This is a genomic window from Paraburkholderia sp. BL27I4N3 (genome assembly GCF_003386115.1).
Taxonomy (GTDB): domain Bacteria; phylum Pseudomonadota; class Gammaproteobacteria; order Burkholderiales; family Burkholderiaceae; genus Paraburkholderia.
The window spans coordinates 6,208,059-6,222,253 of the sequence record NZ_QREJ01000001.1 but is presented as its reverse complement, the minus strand read 5'-3'; the positions used below and the strand labels follow the sequence as shown (position 1 = coordinate 6,222,253).

Sequence of the window (14,195 nt, the reverse complement as noted above, 5' to 3'; positions counted from 1 at the left end):
CCGGCCCCCGCGAAAACCGGACACGAGGTAACGCTTAAACTTTGAGGTAGTCTTACGCCTATGTTTAAGCCCAGCTCTAACGTGGAACCCATTGAAGTTTTGACCCAGCCCGAACAGCGCCGCCGGCGCTCTGTCGAGGAGAAGCTCGCGATAGTGCGCGAGACCTTCGAGCCCGGCGCAACCGTTTCCGGAGTTGCCCGTCGTCATCAGGTGAATGCAAACCAGGTGTTCGCCTGGCGCAAGCTCTATCAGGACGGAAGTCTGTCAGCAGTCAGTGCCGGCGAGCAGGTGGTACCGGCATCCGACCTGGCCGAGGCGATGAAGCAGATTCGTGAACTCCAGCGACTGCTGGGCAAGAAGACGATGGAAGTGGAAATCCTCCGCGAAGCAGTGGAGTACGGCCGGGCAAAAAAATTGATTGCGCGCTCGCCATTGCTGCCGGGGGACGACCGATGAAGACGGTCTGTGAAGTCCTGGGTGTGTCGCGCTCTAATCTAGCGGTGAAATCAAAGCGCGAAGCTGAATGGGTCGACAAGCGCAAAACGCCCGCCCGTGACGACATGCCGCTCGTCGCGGAGCTTCAGGGGCTGGTTGCTGATTTGCCTACTTACGGCTATCGGCGTGCATGGGCCCTGCTGCGGCGAAACCGGGACGCGCAGGGACAGCCTCGCGTTAATGCAAAACGGGTTTATCGGGTTATGCATACCCACGGTCTGCTGCTCCAACGCCGGCCTCGCCATGCCCAGTCAACGCGCCGGCACGACGGCAAGGTCGCGGTGGACCGGAGCAATGCGCGCTGGTGCTCGGACGGCTTCGAATTCCGTTGTGATGACGGCTCGCCGTTGCGCGTCATCTTTGCACTGGACTGCTGCGACCGGGAGGCTATGAGCTGGGCTGCGACCACTGGAGGCTATACCGGTGACATGGTGCGTGATGTCATGCTTCAGGCTGTGGAAAACCGTTTCGATGGTGCGCTGAAGGCCGACAACGAAATCGAATGGCTCAGTGACAACGGTTCCTGCTACATTGCCGAGGAGACGCTGACGTTCTCGAAAAAAGTGGGCCTGAAACCCATCACGACGCCGGTCAGAAGTCCGCAGAGCAACGGGATGGCCGAGAGCTTCGTCAAAACTATGAAGAGAGACTACGTCTCGTGGATGCCCAAGCCGGACGCGAGAACGGCGTTGCAGAACCTGGCCATCGCGTTTGACCACTACAACGAGTCGCATCCGCACAGCGCCCTGAAATACTGCTCACCACGCGAGTTTCGCCAACGAGCAAATTCATCAACCTAAGCGTGACTGCATGTCCGGTCATGCAGGGGCAAGTCCACCGCCACTTAAACCGCGGTGCATAGGACCACCAAATCTCAAAAACACATTCTCCGGCTGATCTGTTATTTTGCATGCTCGCACGCCATCATCTAAATGCTACAGACTCTTCGTCACTATGCCGATTAAAGAAGAAAAGCTAAATCGAATTTCAAAAAACGCTATATTTTTTGCTGGCGGCGTATTTTTATTGGTTGCAGCGAATTTTTTATACTCACAGACTACGGATTTTATAAACAACTCCGTAGTTGTGAGTGGCAAAGTCACCCGGCTTAATCACGGCGGCCACCATGTTCAGGTGGAATTTGACACGCAAACAGGCGAGCATATTTCCTCTTCGCAATCGGCATTTATATCCGCAAATGTCGGCGACACACTACCCATCCGCTACAGGCCAGATGACCCCACTCACACTTCAGAGATTGATCGTTTTATGGATATCTGGGATTTACCGCTTGTGTGTTTTGCACTTGGAATGGTCTTCTTGTGCTCTACCTTGGTTGATTGTTTGTTCTGGAAACGCAATCTGTTCGAAAGGAGAAGTGGCAAATGATATCGTTGCGTAAAAGCGGATGGTCGTTCAATACGAGTGCAACGGGCGGGCTTGGCATTGAGTTACTATCCATCTCCGGCGGAAAAATTATTCTCGATGATCCGCAGAAACAATCTCACGATTTTTCTTATTTCGGATTTGGAATTGGCTACTCACGAGGACTGCCGAAAATCAAACTTCCGCCTATTCTAATATTGAACAGGGAAATGTCTGGCACGGGCTCTACGAAAGATTTTACGAGCGACGGCGTACTCTATATGACCAGTTATTTTCACAGGCAAGAACTATCGACATCCGATATTAAGGGTGCAACAATATATTTCGACGGTGGCGCGGGATTGCTAGCGGGATACGGTGAATCAATTATGTTGCTCGGCATTAATACGGAATTAATTGCTCCCTGGCTGGTAAATCCCGGCATTTTCGCAAATATGGCAAAGAAGGCCCTGGATTGCGCTCCTGCCGTTCTTCTATTGGCGGGCGAGGCAGAAGGATTAATCGCCGGTGGCGGACTCAGCGCAATGATCGGTCATCTCCAGTAAGCAATATCGAAACTTTTAATTATGGCACAAGATATTTTTATTAATATCAACGGCATTTCGGGAGAATCTCAAGACTTCGAGCATCTCGACGAAATTGATGTTCAGTCGTGGAGTTGGCAAGTCGCACAAAATTCGTCCATGCTTTCCGGATCAGGCGGCGGCGCGGGCAAGGCTTCAGTGTCAGACCTTGGATTTTTCCACGCATATGATCGAGCTAGTCCGAACCTGGCTAAATACTGCTTTACTGGAAAGCACATTGAAAAAGCTGTATTAACCATGCGTAAGGCAGGCACCGTACCTCATGAGTTCGCTCGCATCACCATGTATGACGTGGTAATTACCAACGTCTCACCGGTTGCTAATGGTTCGATATGTCATGAGCATGTGACGCTTTCTTTTGCAACCATGAAGCATGAATACATACTTCAAAATCCGCTTGGCGGTAGCGGTGGGGTGGTAACAGCTATGATGTATATCAAGGAGAACAGTACTGTCAAATAGTGTGGTGGCCGATGCTGCGTGCCGTTATCTCGGAAGATGCGTTGGAGAAAATGCCACACAGCACGTACACCCGCCAACAATCGTGATGAGAGTGAATATTGCGAATTTCGGCGCGAACGGCGGGCACCGGATACGAATCGAAGAATGTCATGATGCCCCGTTCACCGCGGGTTGGGACGCTGAAAAAAGCGCTGCAGCGGGCCGCTGTTGCTCGCGGCGTGCGGGCGGTAGCGCCACCCCCGCCGTGCCCCCTGTGTCTTCTATGTGGTCGGAGTTGCCCTTGATGTGCACGAAGGTGCAGGCACCCGGCGCAAGCGCCGCAAGCACCGTCAACACCAGGCACATGAGCCGAACCACATGCCCGCGAATAGCGGCTTCATGCCGGTAGCTCAGGCCACTCGATAGCGAGCGGAAAGCCTGCCTGCTGCGGCACGTCGCGAAGCGCCGCCGGTACGTTTCCCACACGTCCGCGCCGGTCTACAGCGTGACGGGCGCATCAGGTGGCACCATCACCTTGCTATCGCGCCACGCGTGGCATTCGTTACGGTAGGCGCGCACGAACATCGCACGGTGACGTTTCTCGTCGGCCCTGAAGCGCGCGAGAAAACGTGAGCAAGCCCCGCGCGAGTTGGCATCGCACGTCCGGAAACGGCCGTAGCACGGGCCTGCGTGGGCGATAGCCCGAGCCGGGTGATGCAAGTATGGAATGCGAGCTTTTACTCCGACATCTTCCGTACGGAACGCAGCGAGCGAGCCGATTCAACGGAGATCGAGATGACCGATATCACCACAGCCATGAAGCTCAATCACGTCAGCTTCCCTTCATCCGATGTGAGCGCCACCGCCGCCTTCTTCAAGGACCATCTAGGCTGGACGGTTGCCGCGCGAGGGACGAGCTGCTTTCTGGAAACGCTCGGGTTTCGACATCGTGATCAATAACGCCGCCGACCTTCCGGTCGAGTGGGCGCAGAACTTTCACATCGGTTTCGAGCTGGCGTCCCTCGACGAGGTTCGCGCGCTATACGAACAGATGGCCGGCGCCGGCGTCGTGATGAAAAGCGGCGTGTTAAAGCATGAACGCGGCTCGCGGTTTTTCTGCGAGGCGCCCGGTGGCCTTCTCGTCGAAATCAATACACGTTTGGATGCCGACGAGAAATATCGCGGCATCTTCGACCTCTGATGTTTTCATCTGCCGCACCGCCGCACCGCCGCACCGCCGCACCGCCGCACCGCCGCACCGCCGCACCGCCGCACCGCCGCACCGCCGCACCGCCGAGCCGACCCAAGCCGACCTACGCCGGAATCAGAAGCTGACGAACGCCTGCACGAGCCTGTTAAAAGCACCGGCGTTCGACGCATTCATGCCGTGCGATGCACCGGCGATGGTTTGCCGCTCCGCATAATCGATCCACTCCGCGAGCTTTTCGACGTTGTTGCGGAACATGCGCGGACTGCGCTGGCCGTCGATCAGCAGCGTCCTGCATTTCACGTCACGCGCGGTTTCACGGGAATAGGCGGGCAACGGATCGCGGAGTTGCTTGGGCAGCGTGCCCGCGTTGTCGATCGCCATGGTGCGGAACGCGACCGGGCTCTTGCGCCATGCTCCCGGCATGCTGACCGAATCGACGAAAAGCTCCAGGCCCGCGTCGATCTGCTCGCTCTCGATCAGTTCCGCGACGCGCGCGCGCAACACATTCGTCGTAGCCGGCAGCGCCGCCTCCGGCATGCCGTCGGTCTGCAGCGGACCGCCTGGGTCCGCGAGCGTGAGCGTCTTCACGAGCCGCGGGTAGTCGCGCGCAACATGGAACGCCACACAGCCGCCGCGCGAATGGCCGACCAGATGCACGGGCCCAAGATCGATCGCCTCGATGAACTCGGCCAGTTCGCCGACGTGCGTCTGCCAGCCGAACTCGCCCTGAATGCACGCCTCGCTCGCCGGCCAGTAGTGGCTCAGGCTCACCGAGATGCAGCGGAAATGCTGCGAGAGCGCGGCCGTCTGCGCATTCCAGTAGCGATAGTCGCACAGCGAGCCGTGCACGAACACGAGCGGCTCGCCTTCTCCGCACTCGACGTACGGCACGCAGATGCCCGATGCGATGGTCGCAAACGACAGTTCGGGTACGGCAAGCACTGAGAGGTCGGTACGGGCGTTCATGGACTGGCTCCTTTGCAGCCACTATGCCCCATGTCACAACTTTAGAAAATCGCGTAATATTGATCGAATCTATCTACTTTTCTGATACCAAACTCCTTGAAAGCTCTCGACCTGGACGTGATGACCATGATCGTCGCCGTCGCCGACACCGGCAACATCAGCCGGGCGGCGGAGGTCGTGCATCGGTCGCAATCGGCGGTGAGCATGCAGATCAAGACGCTCGAAACCGCGCTGGGCAAGCCGCTGTTCGTGCGCAAGCCGAGAAATGTGGTGCCGACTCAGGACGGCGAAGTCCTGCTGACCTACGCTCGCCGCATGCTCGCCTTACGCGACGAAGCGTGGGCGGCGGTGGTTCGGCCGGACGTGACGGGGCGCGTGAGCATCGGCGTGCCGGACGATTACGCGTCGTCGCTGCTGCCGCCGATCCTCAAGAAGTTTTCCGCGACCTATCCGAAGGTGGAGATTCAGGTTGTCGGTTTGCCGAGCGTCGCGCTTGCGCCGATGGTGAAAGACGGTTCGGTCGATCTGGTGTGCGCGACGCGAGTCAAGGGCTTGTCGGGTGAGTTCATTCGCCATGAGCCCATGGAGTGGGCGGCCGCGCCGAGCGCCGATGAAATATGGCGCGAACGGCCGTTGCCGATTGCCGTGTTCCTGCCGGGCAGCGTCGCGCGCGAGAACGCGATTCGCAGCCTGGAGCGCGCGAAGATTCCGTACCGCACCTCATATGAAAGTCCGAGTCTGCTGGGCCTGCTGTCGATGGCCGAAGCAGGTCTCGCGATCGTGCCGCTCGCGCGCTGCGCGGTGCCGGCACACTTCACGCTGCTGGGGCGCGCGCACGGCTTGCCCGAAATCACCGCGCTGGAAATGGTGCTGGCGCGCAGCACGGCTTCGAATCGTCCGCCGTGCGATTTTCTGGCGGAGAAGATTGTCTCCGAGTTGAGGCGCTAGTTTTTCGGCGCGCGTCCCCGGTTGGCCGGGATCATGGTCCGATTTCCGCGGCTTTGAGCGCCGCTCGAGCAGTCAACTCGTCGTCGCGATCGAACATGCCGATCAGCACGATCTGCGATTGGGCGGATGTACAGGCCGGCGACGCGCTAATTACCACGCGGTTGCCGACCACATGCAATTCATGCAGCGCGCCGTCGCTCTCCAGTCGGACAAAACCTTTCGCACGCAACAGCTTTGCCGAGAAACTCCGCAACGCGTCCTTGAGTTTCTTGCGGCTCAGGTACGCGTCGGTGACAAATGAAAAGCTGCACAGATCGCGCGGGGTGGGAGAGGCGGACAGCGACATCGCGCCGATAGGACGCGCGGGTAGTGCATGCCCCTCCTCGAAGATCAAACCGAGCGGCACGGCCGCGTGTGTGGCCTGAACGATGACACGGCTATTCGCAAGCGCTTCAATGCGCGCTTTGACAGCCTCGCGTGCAGGCTCGCCAAGCAGATCCATCTTGTTCAGCACGATGGCCGTGGCGCCCGCGATCTGCCGTTGCGCGATATCGCCGACATAAGGATCGGCCAGCGTCTCTTCGACGCGCTCCGCATCTACAAGTACGACAATGCCGTCCAGACGAAACGCGCGATCGAGCAAACCGATCTGCGCGATGCGCACCGGGTCGGACACGCCGCTCGCTTCGATGATCAGCAGATCGGGTGCGTCAGTGCGCGAGCTTATGGCCAGCAGCGCCTCGACCAGCCGGCCGCCGATTGAACAGCAGACGCAGCCGTTTTCCAGATTGATCACGTCGTCGGTGCGCTGGCGAATCAGCGAAGCGTCGATATTGATCGAGCCGAAGTCATTGACAAGTACGGTGATGTGCCGCGATCCCGCGTTGCTCAGAATATGGTTGAGCAGCGTCGTCTTTCCGGCGCCGAGATAGCCGCCAATCACGACGAGCGGAATCGCACTCATCCCGCCGGCGCCTGGAAAATGCGGCCGCCCAGCACCGTGCCCCACACTTCCAGATCCTTCAGACGTCGCGGCGCGACTTCGGCGGGGTCTTCGGCGAGCACCGCGAAGTCCGCAAATTTGCCGACTTCGATACTGCCCACCAGGTGATCCATCTTGAGTGTGTAAGCGGCGCCGAGCGTGATTGCGCGCAATGCATCGGCAATCGGCACGCGTTCGTTCGCACCGAGCACTCGACCCGATGCGGTCTCGCGCTGCGACGCGCACCATGCGGTGAAAAGCGGATTGAGCGGCGTAATGGGCGCATCGGAATGAAACGCAAACGGAATGCCCAGGCGGCGCGCCGATTCCGCGGCGTTCATCCGATTCGCGCGATCCGCGCCCATGGTCTGCGAATAGTGCGCATCGCCCCAGTAGTAGATGTGGTTCGAAAAGAAATTGATGCACAAGCCAAGGCTCGCCGCGCGCGCGAGCTGGCTCGCGTCCGCCATCTGACAGTGCTGCAGCGTATGCCGATGATCGCGCCGCGGATAAAGGGTGAGAAGCCGTTCGAACGCGTCGAGCACGAGTTCGGTCGCCTCGTCGCCGTTGGTGTGCACGTGCAGTTGCAGGCCGGCTTCGTGAAACGGCCTGAACACCTCGACGAACTGGCTCGGCGGAATCAGCCACAAACCGTTGGGCTTGCCGTTCAGATAGCCAGGCCATTTCAGGCGTGCCGTGAAGCCCTGGATCGACCCGTCGACGATAAATTTGACGGGCCCGAAGTGCAGCTTCGGCGTCGCGGTTTCCATCGCCGAGAGCACGCGTTGAGCGCCGCCTTCAGGACTACGTTGCGGAGCGAACGCGGGCACGATGCGCACGGGAAAATCGGCATTCCCTGTGATTTCACGCAGATTGCGATTGCCCTGTTCGGAGAAGTCGTTGACCAGATCGGTGGCGGTCGTCACACCGGCGAGTTGCGCGACGCGGCCGAAATTCCAGATGGCCTTCGTGCTTTCGCTCGCGGCGATCGAGAGGCCGGCGCCGATCACGCGGTAGACCGGGAACATTGCGGCGAACTCCTGCAACTCGCCGGTCGGCTGTCCGCTTTCGTCCTTGTCGATGCCGTCGATATCCGTTTCGTCGTCTATCCCGGCGCGCGCGAGCATCGGCGAATTGACGTTCATCAGGTGCACGCTCGCATGCAGGATCACGATGGGCCGCTCGGCCGACACCTTGTCCAGTTCGCGCACGCTCAGGCGCTGGGTGCCGAAGAAGATCGGATCGAAGCCCCACGCGAGCAATGGAGCGTCGACCGACGTCATCTCCGCCTGAGCCGCCTTCAGGCGCTCGATCACGGCGTCCAGCGATGTCAGGCCTGGCCAGCGCCGGCCGTCGGGGCCACGGCGGTCGTAGTAGCCGACGTAGACGGCGTCCCACATCGCGCCTTCCATCAAGTGGCAATGGCCTTCGACGAAGCCGGGCATCAACACTTTATCGCTGAACGTATCGACGATTTCGGCATCGCCCCATTGCTTGACGTCGTCAGCGTCGCCCACCGAGAGAATCTTGCCGTCGCGAATCGCAACATGCGTCGCATAGGGTTGCATGGGATTCATCGTCACGATCTTTTTCGCAACGAAGACTTGTGTCGCGTGCTTCTCTTCTCGTTGAGTCATAGGGCAGTGATTGAAGTTCGTTTCAGCTCAGCGCGTGCGCGCGGCTCGGTTTCGCGGTGAGATTCACGGCGGTCAGCACCAGCAGGTTCACGCCGAGGCACACGAGTCCCAGATTGAAGCCGCCCAGGTCGATCTGCAGCACGTACAGGATGATCGCCAGCACCTGTCCGGTCAACATGCCGGCCGCGATGGCGGACGACCGCACGCGCAATCCGAACAGCACCACCATCACGCCGGGGAAGAATTGCGTGACGCCGTAATACGTAGTGTTGATCAGCGTGAGCATCAGATTCGGCGTGAGCAGCGTCATCACGATCGACACCAGCAGATACAACACGATCACTACCTTTGCGCCGGTCTTCTGGCGAGCTTCCGGCATGCGCGGCAGAAGATTGCGTGTCACGATCGGGCCGATCGCGAGGCAAATGCCGGCCAGTACGAGCAGACCGGAGAGCGAAGCGCCGGCCGCCACGAGTCCAAGCAGCCAACCCGGCAACAAACGGATCGCGGCAGCGAAGAACGCTTCGTTAGGCGACGCGAGATGCAGGTTCTGACTGATCGCATAGTACGACGCGACCACGAGAAACGGATACATCAGCATGTACAGCGGCATCGCGACCTGCGTGCGGCGGATCGTGTTCGCGCTTTTCGCGGTAAAGAAGTTCTGCACCGCGAACGGCATGACGTAGAAGCCGAGCGACTGGAACAACATGGTGCTCATCGAGAAGGTCAACTGATGCGGATTCATCAGGTTGCTCACATGCTGGCTGGCGGCATGAAAGACCTCGGTCACACCGACTTCCATCGACACGGCAACGCCGGTAACGACGATCGCGACGACCATCAGGATATCTTTCAGCACGGCGATATAAGCCGATGCCCGCACGCCGGCAATCGCGATGTAGGTGAAGGCGAGCAACGCCGCGAACAGAATCAGATACAGCGGTTTGAAGTTCCAGCCGAGCCCGTTCAACGCGGCAACAAGTCCGGTGAACTGCAACTGTCCCCACGGCAGCAGAAAGATGATCGCGGAGCCCGCGACGATCAGTTCCAGTGAGCGGCTCTGAAAATGCCCTTTGAACAGATCGGGCAGGGTGATCGCGTTATAGCGCTTGCCGGCCTGCCAGATCTTCGGGCCGATGAAATAGCCGACGGGATAGGCGAGCAGAATATAGCCGAGAAACCAGACGCCGTACGTCGGGCCTTTGGCATAGATGCCGCCTGGAAAACCGACCATCGTGCCGATGCTGTAGATCTCGCCGGCCGCGAGAAAGAAGACCAGGTAGGCGCCGAACTGCCGCGACGCCACGAAGAAGTCGTGCACGCTTTGCGGACCACGTCCCTTGTTCGAACGGATCGCGAGGTAAAGCGAGAAAGCGAGGAAGCCGAGAAAGACTGCGGTGGCCATCCGGACACTCCTTTAGCTGTTTTGCGGGTGGGACTCGTCGTGGCGGCAGTCGAACACGCGCCAGCAGATCATCAGGCACCCGGAGGTGAGGAGGAACCACGCGAAGATCCAGGCGTAGATGAACGGCACGCCCAACACGAAGCGATCGACGGACGCCACCCACGGCAGCAGGCCGACCACGCCAAGATAGGGAATGCCGAGTCCGATAAACAGTTTGAGCACGTCAACTCCTCGCAGCATGTGGCCAATGCCCTCAGTGTTGCCGAACAAAAAAACAGAACCATAGAGCCAGTTGACGGGAGTCGATGAGTCCAATTCAGCAGATGCCGCAGACTCTGCGAGACCCGTGTCACGGCGCGCTGCACCAGGCGAAAGCACCGCACTGGACCTACCGGCTAAAAAACCCCCTGCCTACAATTTCCTCACGGATCGCCAGCCACCGGCGGCGTCTCATGCCTTATCGAAACGAACGCGAAAGCGAAAGTCATCCAGGAGGAGAAAGCAATGGCTCAAACACAGACCCCGCTGCAGCACGTCACGGCCGAGACACTGGCCGCGTTTTCCGATGCGTTCAATCGTCATGACGCAGACGCGCTGATGACCTTCATGACCGACGATTGCGTGTTCGATGCGGCAGGCGGTCCGGAAGTCTTCGGCGCACGCTTCGTGGGCCGCGACGCGACGCGCGCGGCTTTCGAAGCCGTCTTCAAGACCTTTCCCGACGCGCATTGGGGCAAGGGCCGCCATTATGTGATCGGTGAACGCGGCGTGTCCGAGTGGGTGTTCACGGGAACGCACGCGGAAGGCTGGCGCATCGAGGCGGAAGGTTGCGACCTGTTCGAGTTCCGCGATGGCCTCATCGCGGTCAAGCGGGCTTTCCGCAAGGAACGTCCGAAGCAGAACCTCGCACGCTGATCGGGAGCTTCACATGGAGCACAGTGAAATCGAACGGGTCGCGCACGGCATGCCGTCCGGCCGCGAAGGCGACACGCGCTACGATCCGGCGTACGACCCGTTGGTGTCGCCGGGACCGGGCTGGGGCAAGCAATACGCGCCGACCTACTGGGTCGCGACCGCGGGCACGCCGCCCGAAGACGACGGCCCGATTACGGCGGACGTCGACGTGGATGTGGCGATCATCGGCGGCGGCTATACCGGGCTCGCTGCGGCGCTTTGTCTGGCGCGGGAGCATGGCATCAAGGCCGTCGTGCTGGAAGCCAACAAGACGAGCTGGGGCTGCAGCAGCCGCAACGGCGGGCAAGGTCAGAACGCCTCGGGCCGCCTGTCGCGTTCGCAATGGATCGAGCGTTGGGGCAAAGACGTCGCATTGAAAATGCACGACGAGATTCAGGAAGGCTTCGACAACTTCAAATCGCTGGTCGCGGAGATCGATTGCGATCCGCAACCCGGTGGCCACTTTCTGATCGCGCACCGTCCGCGCATCATGCAGAAGCTCGCCGCCGAGGCCAAGGTCTGGAAGGACGTGTTCGGCTATCCGTCCGAGCTGATCGACAAGCAGACCTTCCAGCGCGAATACGTCAACGATCACGAAGCGGCCGGTGCGCTGCACGAGCCCGAGGGTATCGGCATTCATGCGTTGAAGCTCGCTTTCGGCTATCTGCGGCTGGCCCGCGAGGCGGGCGCCAAGGTGCATCCGGCGAGTCCGGTGCTCGGCTGGGAAACGATCAACGGCGTGCATCATTTGCGCACGCCTGGCGGCATCGTGCGCGCGCGCGCGGTCGGCATTGCAACAGGCGCGTATACGTCGCAAACGCTGCACAACTCGCTGCGCAGCCGCGTCATGCCGATCCTGTCGAATTCGATGGTCACGCGTCCGCTCACGAAGCAGGAAATCGACGCGTGCAACTTTCGCACGACCCAGGTGCTGACCGATACGCGCACGCTGCGTTTCTACTATCGCTTTCTGCCGGACAATCGCTTGCAGATCGGCAGCCGCTCCGCGATCACAGGCGCCGACGCACCCAATACTCGGCACTACGATCTGCTGGTCAACGGCATGCTGCGAAAATTTCCAGCCTTGCGCGGCGTTCCGATCGACTACTCGTGGTGGGGCTGGGTGGACGTCAGCCACGACATGATGCCGCGCGTGTATCAGCCGGATCCGATGCAGACGGTGTATTACGCGCTCGGCTACGGCGGCAACGGCGTGTCGTACTCGCAGCAGGCCGGGCGGCGGCTCGCTGAACGCATCGCGGGAAAGGGCGCGAAGCAGACGTTGCCGATCTTCACGTCGCCTTTGCCGGGGCACCCGTTTGCGCCGTTCCGGCGCATTGGCCAGCGCATGCTGTATCAACTGTATTTCCGGCGCGACGAAAAACCCTGATGCAGCGGGCGGAAAATCGCCCGCGCGCCGGGCGGCGCTGAACTTGCAACCCGCAACTCGCCGCGCGCGCTGTGCAACCGCGCACCCAACGGCGCACACTTGCACCATGCGCGAGAGTCGCGCGGTGCTTCATCAAAAATCATACGGCGAGACGCATGGGCGTCCTCGCCCCATCCAGTATTGACGACGATAGGACCCGGGCGGCCGCGAAAGCCGGCCGGCCCGGTCCGCGATCGGATAACGGAATTGGAGGTGACATGCAGCGATCTACAGACACAACGGAATTGAAGGCCGGCCTCAAACAGCGCCACATGACGATGATCGCGCTCGGTGGCGTGATTGGCGCGGGGCTTTTCGTCGGCAGCGGCGTGGTCGTGCAACAGGCCGGTCCCGCGGCGGTGCTGTCGTTTCTGATCACCGGCGCGCTGGTCGTGCTGGTCATGCGAATGCTCGGCGAAATGGCCTGCGCGATGCCGGCCGTCGGTTCGTTCTACGAATACGCGCGACTCGCGTTCGGCGGCAAGCGGGCGTCGGGCAACCTCGCGGGTTTTCTCACTGGCTGGATGTACTGGTATTTCTGGGTCATCGTCGTCGCGGTGGAGGCCGTGGCAGGGGCGAAACTCGTGCAGTTCTGGCTACCTGACGTTCCCGCGTGGGCGATCAGTCTCGTGCTGCTGGTCACGCTCACGGCGACCAACCTGGTCTCGGTCGGCAGCTATGGTGAATTCGAGTTCTGGTTCGCGTCGATCAAGGTTGCGGCGATCATGGTGTTCCTGTTTCTCGGCGGCATGTATGTGCTGGGTCTGTGGCCCGCCGCGAAGCATGTCACCGCCGTGCTGCCGACGCTGCTCTCGCACGGCGGCTTGATGCCGAAGGGAATCGGACCCGTACTGAGCGGCGCGGTCGCCGCCACGGGCTTTTACTTCGGCGCGGAGATCGTCACGATCGCGGCGGCCGAAGCGCAGGAGCCCGCCAAGGCGGTCGCCAAAGCAACCAACTCGGTGATTACGCGCGTGCTGGCTTTTTATGTTGGCTCGATTCTGCTCGTTGTCGCGCTGGTGCCGTGGAATTCCCCGAAGATGGCGACGCCGTATGTGAGCGCGCTCGATGCCATGGGTATTCCGGCGGCCGCCAGCGTGATGAATGCCATCGTGCTGACCGCAGTGCTGTCGGCGCTCAACTCAGGGTTGTACGCCGCGTCGCGGATGATCTTCGCGCTGACGCGCCACGGCGACGCGCCCGCCGCGCTCGCCAAGGTCAACCGTCGCGGCGTGCCGGTTCGCGCGATTCTGATCGGCACCGTGTTCGGCTACGCGTCGGTAGTGATGTCGTATGTGTCGCCGGATACGGTGTTCGCTTTCCTCGTGAATTCGTACGGCACGGTGGCGATTTTCGTGTACGTGCTGATCGCCATTTCGCAACTGAAACTGCGTGCTCGCATCGAGCGGGATGCGCCTGAGAAACTGCGCGTCAGGATGTGGTGCTACCCGTACCTCACGTGGGTCGCGATCGTCGGCATGGTCGGCATTCTGGTGGCCATGGCGTTCATTCCCGAGCAACGTCAGCCGTTGTGGTTTGGCGTAGCGAGCCTCGGCGTGCTGCTTCTCGCTTATCTGCTGCGCGTCCGCAAGTCAGGCTCCGGCTTTAGCGAACCGGACACGCTGGAATATCGGCATCACCATCGCTGACATCAGAGTTGCAGCGTGCTTTTAAAAAACGAGATGATTTGTATCGAAAAAAGAAAGTGCGTATGATGGACCGGCGAGGCCGCGCCGCCAACCTGTTGGCCGAGGG

16 protein-coding genes are annotated in these 14,195 nt (G+C 60.3%); 10 read left to right on the top strand and 6 right to left on the bottom strand.

Going from position 1 to position 14,195, the window contains the following annotated elements; genetic code table 11:
- Positions 1 to 60 precede the first annotated feature (60 nt).
- The 4 genes from B0G71_RS28250 to B0G71_RS28235 all read left to right on the top strand — a co-directional run bounded on the left by B0G71_RS28250 (position 61) and on the right by B0G71_RS28235 (position 2,927).
- A protein-coding gene (locus tag B0G71_RS28250) for an IS3 family transposase (RefSeq protein WP_181916731.1) occupies positions 61 to 1,295 on the top strand; the annotation gives its coding sequence in 2 pieces (ribosomal slippage) (positions 61 to 415 and positions 415 to 1,295; 1,236 coding nt in all).
- 154 nt (positions 1,296 to 1,449) lie between these two features.
- Complete coding sequence (locus B0G71_RS28245; RefSeq protein ID WP_116145907.1) at positions 1,450 to 1,884, top strand: DUF3592 domain-containing protein; 435 nt, start codon at positions 1,450 to 1,452, stop codon at positions 1,882 to 1,884.
- On the top strand, positions 1,881 to 2,426 hold the full coding sequence (locus tag B0G71_RS28240) for a hypothetical protein (protein WP_116145906.1): 546 nt from the start codon (positions 1,881 to 1,883) through the stop codon (positions 2,424 to 2,426). Before B0G71_RS28245 ends, B0G71_RS28240 begins: the two co-directional genes overlap by 4 nt.
- 21 nt (positions 2,427 to 2,447) lie before the next feature.
- The gene (locus B0G71_RS28235) at positions 2,448 to 2,927 is read left to right on the top strand and encodes a type VI secretion system tube protein Hcp (protein WP_116145904.1); all 480 of its coding nucleotides are present in this window, start codon (positions 2,448 to 2,450) and stop codon (positions 2,925 to 2,927) included.
- 376 nt (positions 2,928 to 3,303) lie between these two features.
- Here B0G71_RS28235 and B0G71_RS42725 read toward each other — a convergent pair whose 3' ends face one another.
- The gene (locus tag B0G71_RS42725; protein ID WP_106276950.1) at positions 3,304 to 3,390 is read right to left on the bottom strand and encodes a phage tail assembly chaperone; all 87 of its coding nucleotides are present in this window, start codon (positions 3,388 to 3,390) and stop codon (positions 3,304 to 3,306) included.
- 311 nt (positions 3,391 to 3,701) lie between these two features.
- Between B0G71_RS42725 and B0G71_RS42545 the strand changes: the two genes are divergently transcribed.
- Together B0G71_RS42545 and B0G71_RS42540 are read left to right on the top strand one after the other, a co-directional pair.
- Positions 3,702 to 3,866 carry a VOC family protein gene (locus tag B0G71_RS42545; RefSeq protein WP_309546271.1) on the top strand — a complete coding sequence of 55 codons (165 nt, stop codon included), beginning with the start codon at positions 3,702 to 3,704 and terminating at the stop codon, positions 3,864 to 3,866.
- The gene (locus B0G71_RS42540; protein WP_309546270.1) at positions 3,856 to 4,107 is read left to right on the top strand and encodes a VOC family protein; all 252 of its coding nucleotides are present in this window, start codon (positions 3,856 to 3,858) and stop codon (positions 4,105 to 4,107) included. Before B0G71_RS42545 ends, B0G71_RS42540 begins: the two co-directional genes overlap by 11 nt.
- 123 nt (positions 4,108 to 4,230) lie before the next feature.
- On the opposite strand, the gene B0G71_RS28215 is transcribed toward B0G71_RS42540, so the two are convergent.
- Positions 4,231 to 5,082, bottom strand: coding sequence for an alpha/beta fold hydrolase (locus B0G71_RS28215; protein ID WP_116145903.1), 852 nt, complete (start codon positions 5,080 to 5,082; stop codon positions 4,231 to 4,233).
- Between the two features lie 126 nt (positions 5,083 to 5,208).
- Between B0G71_RS28215 and B0G71_RS28210 the strand changes: the two genes are divergently transcribed.
- Positions 5,209 to 6,030, top strand: a complete 822-nt coding sequence (locus B0G71_RS28210; protein ID WP_181196480.1) for a LysR substrate-binding domain-containing protein — start codon at positions 5,209 to 5,211, stop codon at positions 6,028 to 6,030.
- A 31-nt stretch (positions 6,031 to 6,061) separates the two neighbouring features.
- On the opposite strand, the gene B0G71_RS28205 is transcribed toward B0G71_RS28210, so the two are convergent.
- From B0G71_RS28205 to B0G71_RS28190, 4 genes are read right to left on the bottom strand one after another with little or no spacing between them, the layout of a single operon-like run.
- Positions 6,062 to 6,994, bottom strand: a complete 933-nt coding sequence (locus B0G71_RS28205; RefSeq protein WP_116145901.1) for a GTP-binding protein — start codon at positions 6,992 to 6,994, stop codon at positions 6,062 to 6,064.
- Entirely contained in the window at positions 6,991 to 8,649 is a 1,659-nt protein-coding gene (locus tag B0G71_RS28200; protein WP_116145899.1) for an amidohydrolase, read from the bottom strand. The genes B0G71_RS28205 and B0G71_RS28200 overlap by 4 nt, the downstream gene beginning before the upstream one ends.
- A gap of 22 nt (positions 8,650 to 8,671) precedes the next feature.
- Entirely contained in the window at positions 8,672 to 10,057 is a 1,386-nt protein-coding gene (locus tag B0G71_RS28195; RefSeq protein WP_116145898.1) for a sodium:solute symporter, read from the bottom strand.
- Positions 10,058 to 10,069: 12 nt separating this feature from the next.
- On the bottom strand, positions 10,070 to 10,279 hold the full coding sequence (locus tag B0G71_RS28190; protein WP_116145896.1) for a DUF3311 domain-containing protein: 210 nt from the start codon (positions 10,277 to 10,279) through the stop codon (positions 10,070 to 10,072).
- 282 nt (positions 10,280 to 10,561) lie between these two features.
- Here B0G71_RS28190 and B0G71_RS28185 point away from each other — a divergent pair, with 282 nt between their 5' ends.
- From B0G71_RS28185 to B0G71_RS28175, 3 genes are all read left to right on the top strand, one after another.
- Positions 10,562 to 10,972, top strand: coding sequence for a nuclear transport factor 2 family protein (locus B0G71_RS28185; protein ID WP_116145895.1), 411 nt, complete (start codon positions 10,562 to 10,564; stop codon positions 10,970 to 10,972).
- 13 nt (positions 10,973 to 10,985) lie between these two features.
- Positions 10,986 to 12,401: an FAD-binding oxidoreductase gene (locus B0G71_RS28180; protein WP_116145893.1), complete on the top strand. Its 1,416-nt coding sequence runs from the start codon at positions 10,986 to 10,988 to the stop codon at positions 12,399 to 12,401.
- A gap of 257 nt (positions 12,402 to 12,658) precedes the next feature.
- Positions 12,659 to 14,089 carry an amino acid permease gene (locus B0G71_RS28175; protein WP_116145892.1) on the top strand — a complete coding sequence of 477 codons (1,431 nt, stop codon included), beginning with the start codon at positions 12,659 to 12,661 and terminating at the stop codon, positions 14,087 to 14,089.
- The last annotated feature ends 106 nt before the right edge of the window (positions 14,090 to 14,195 follow it).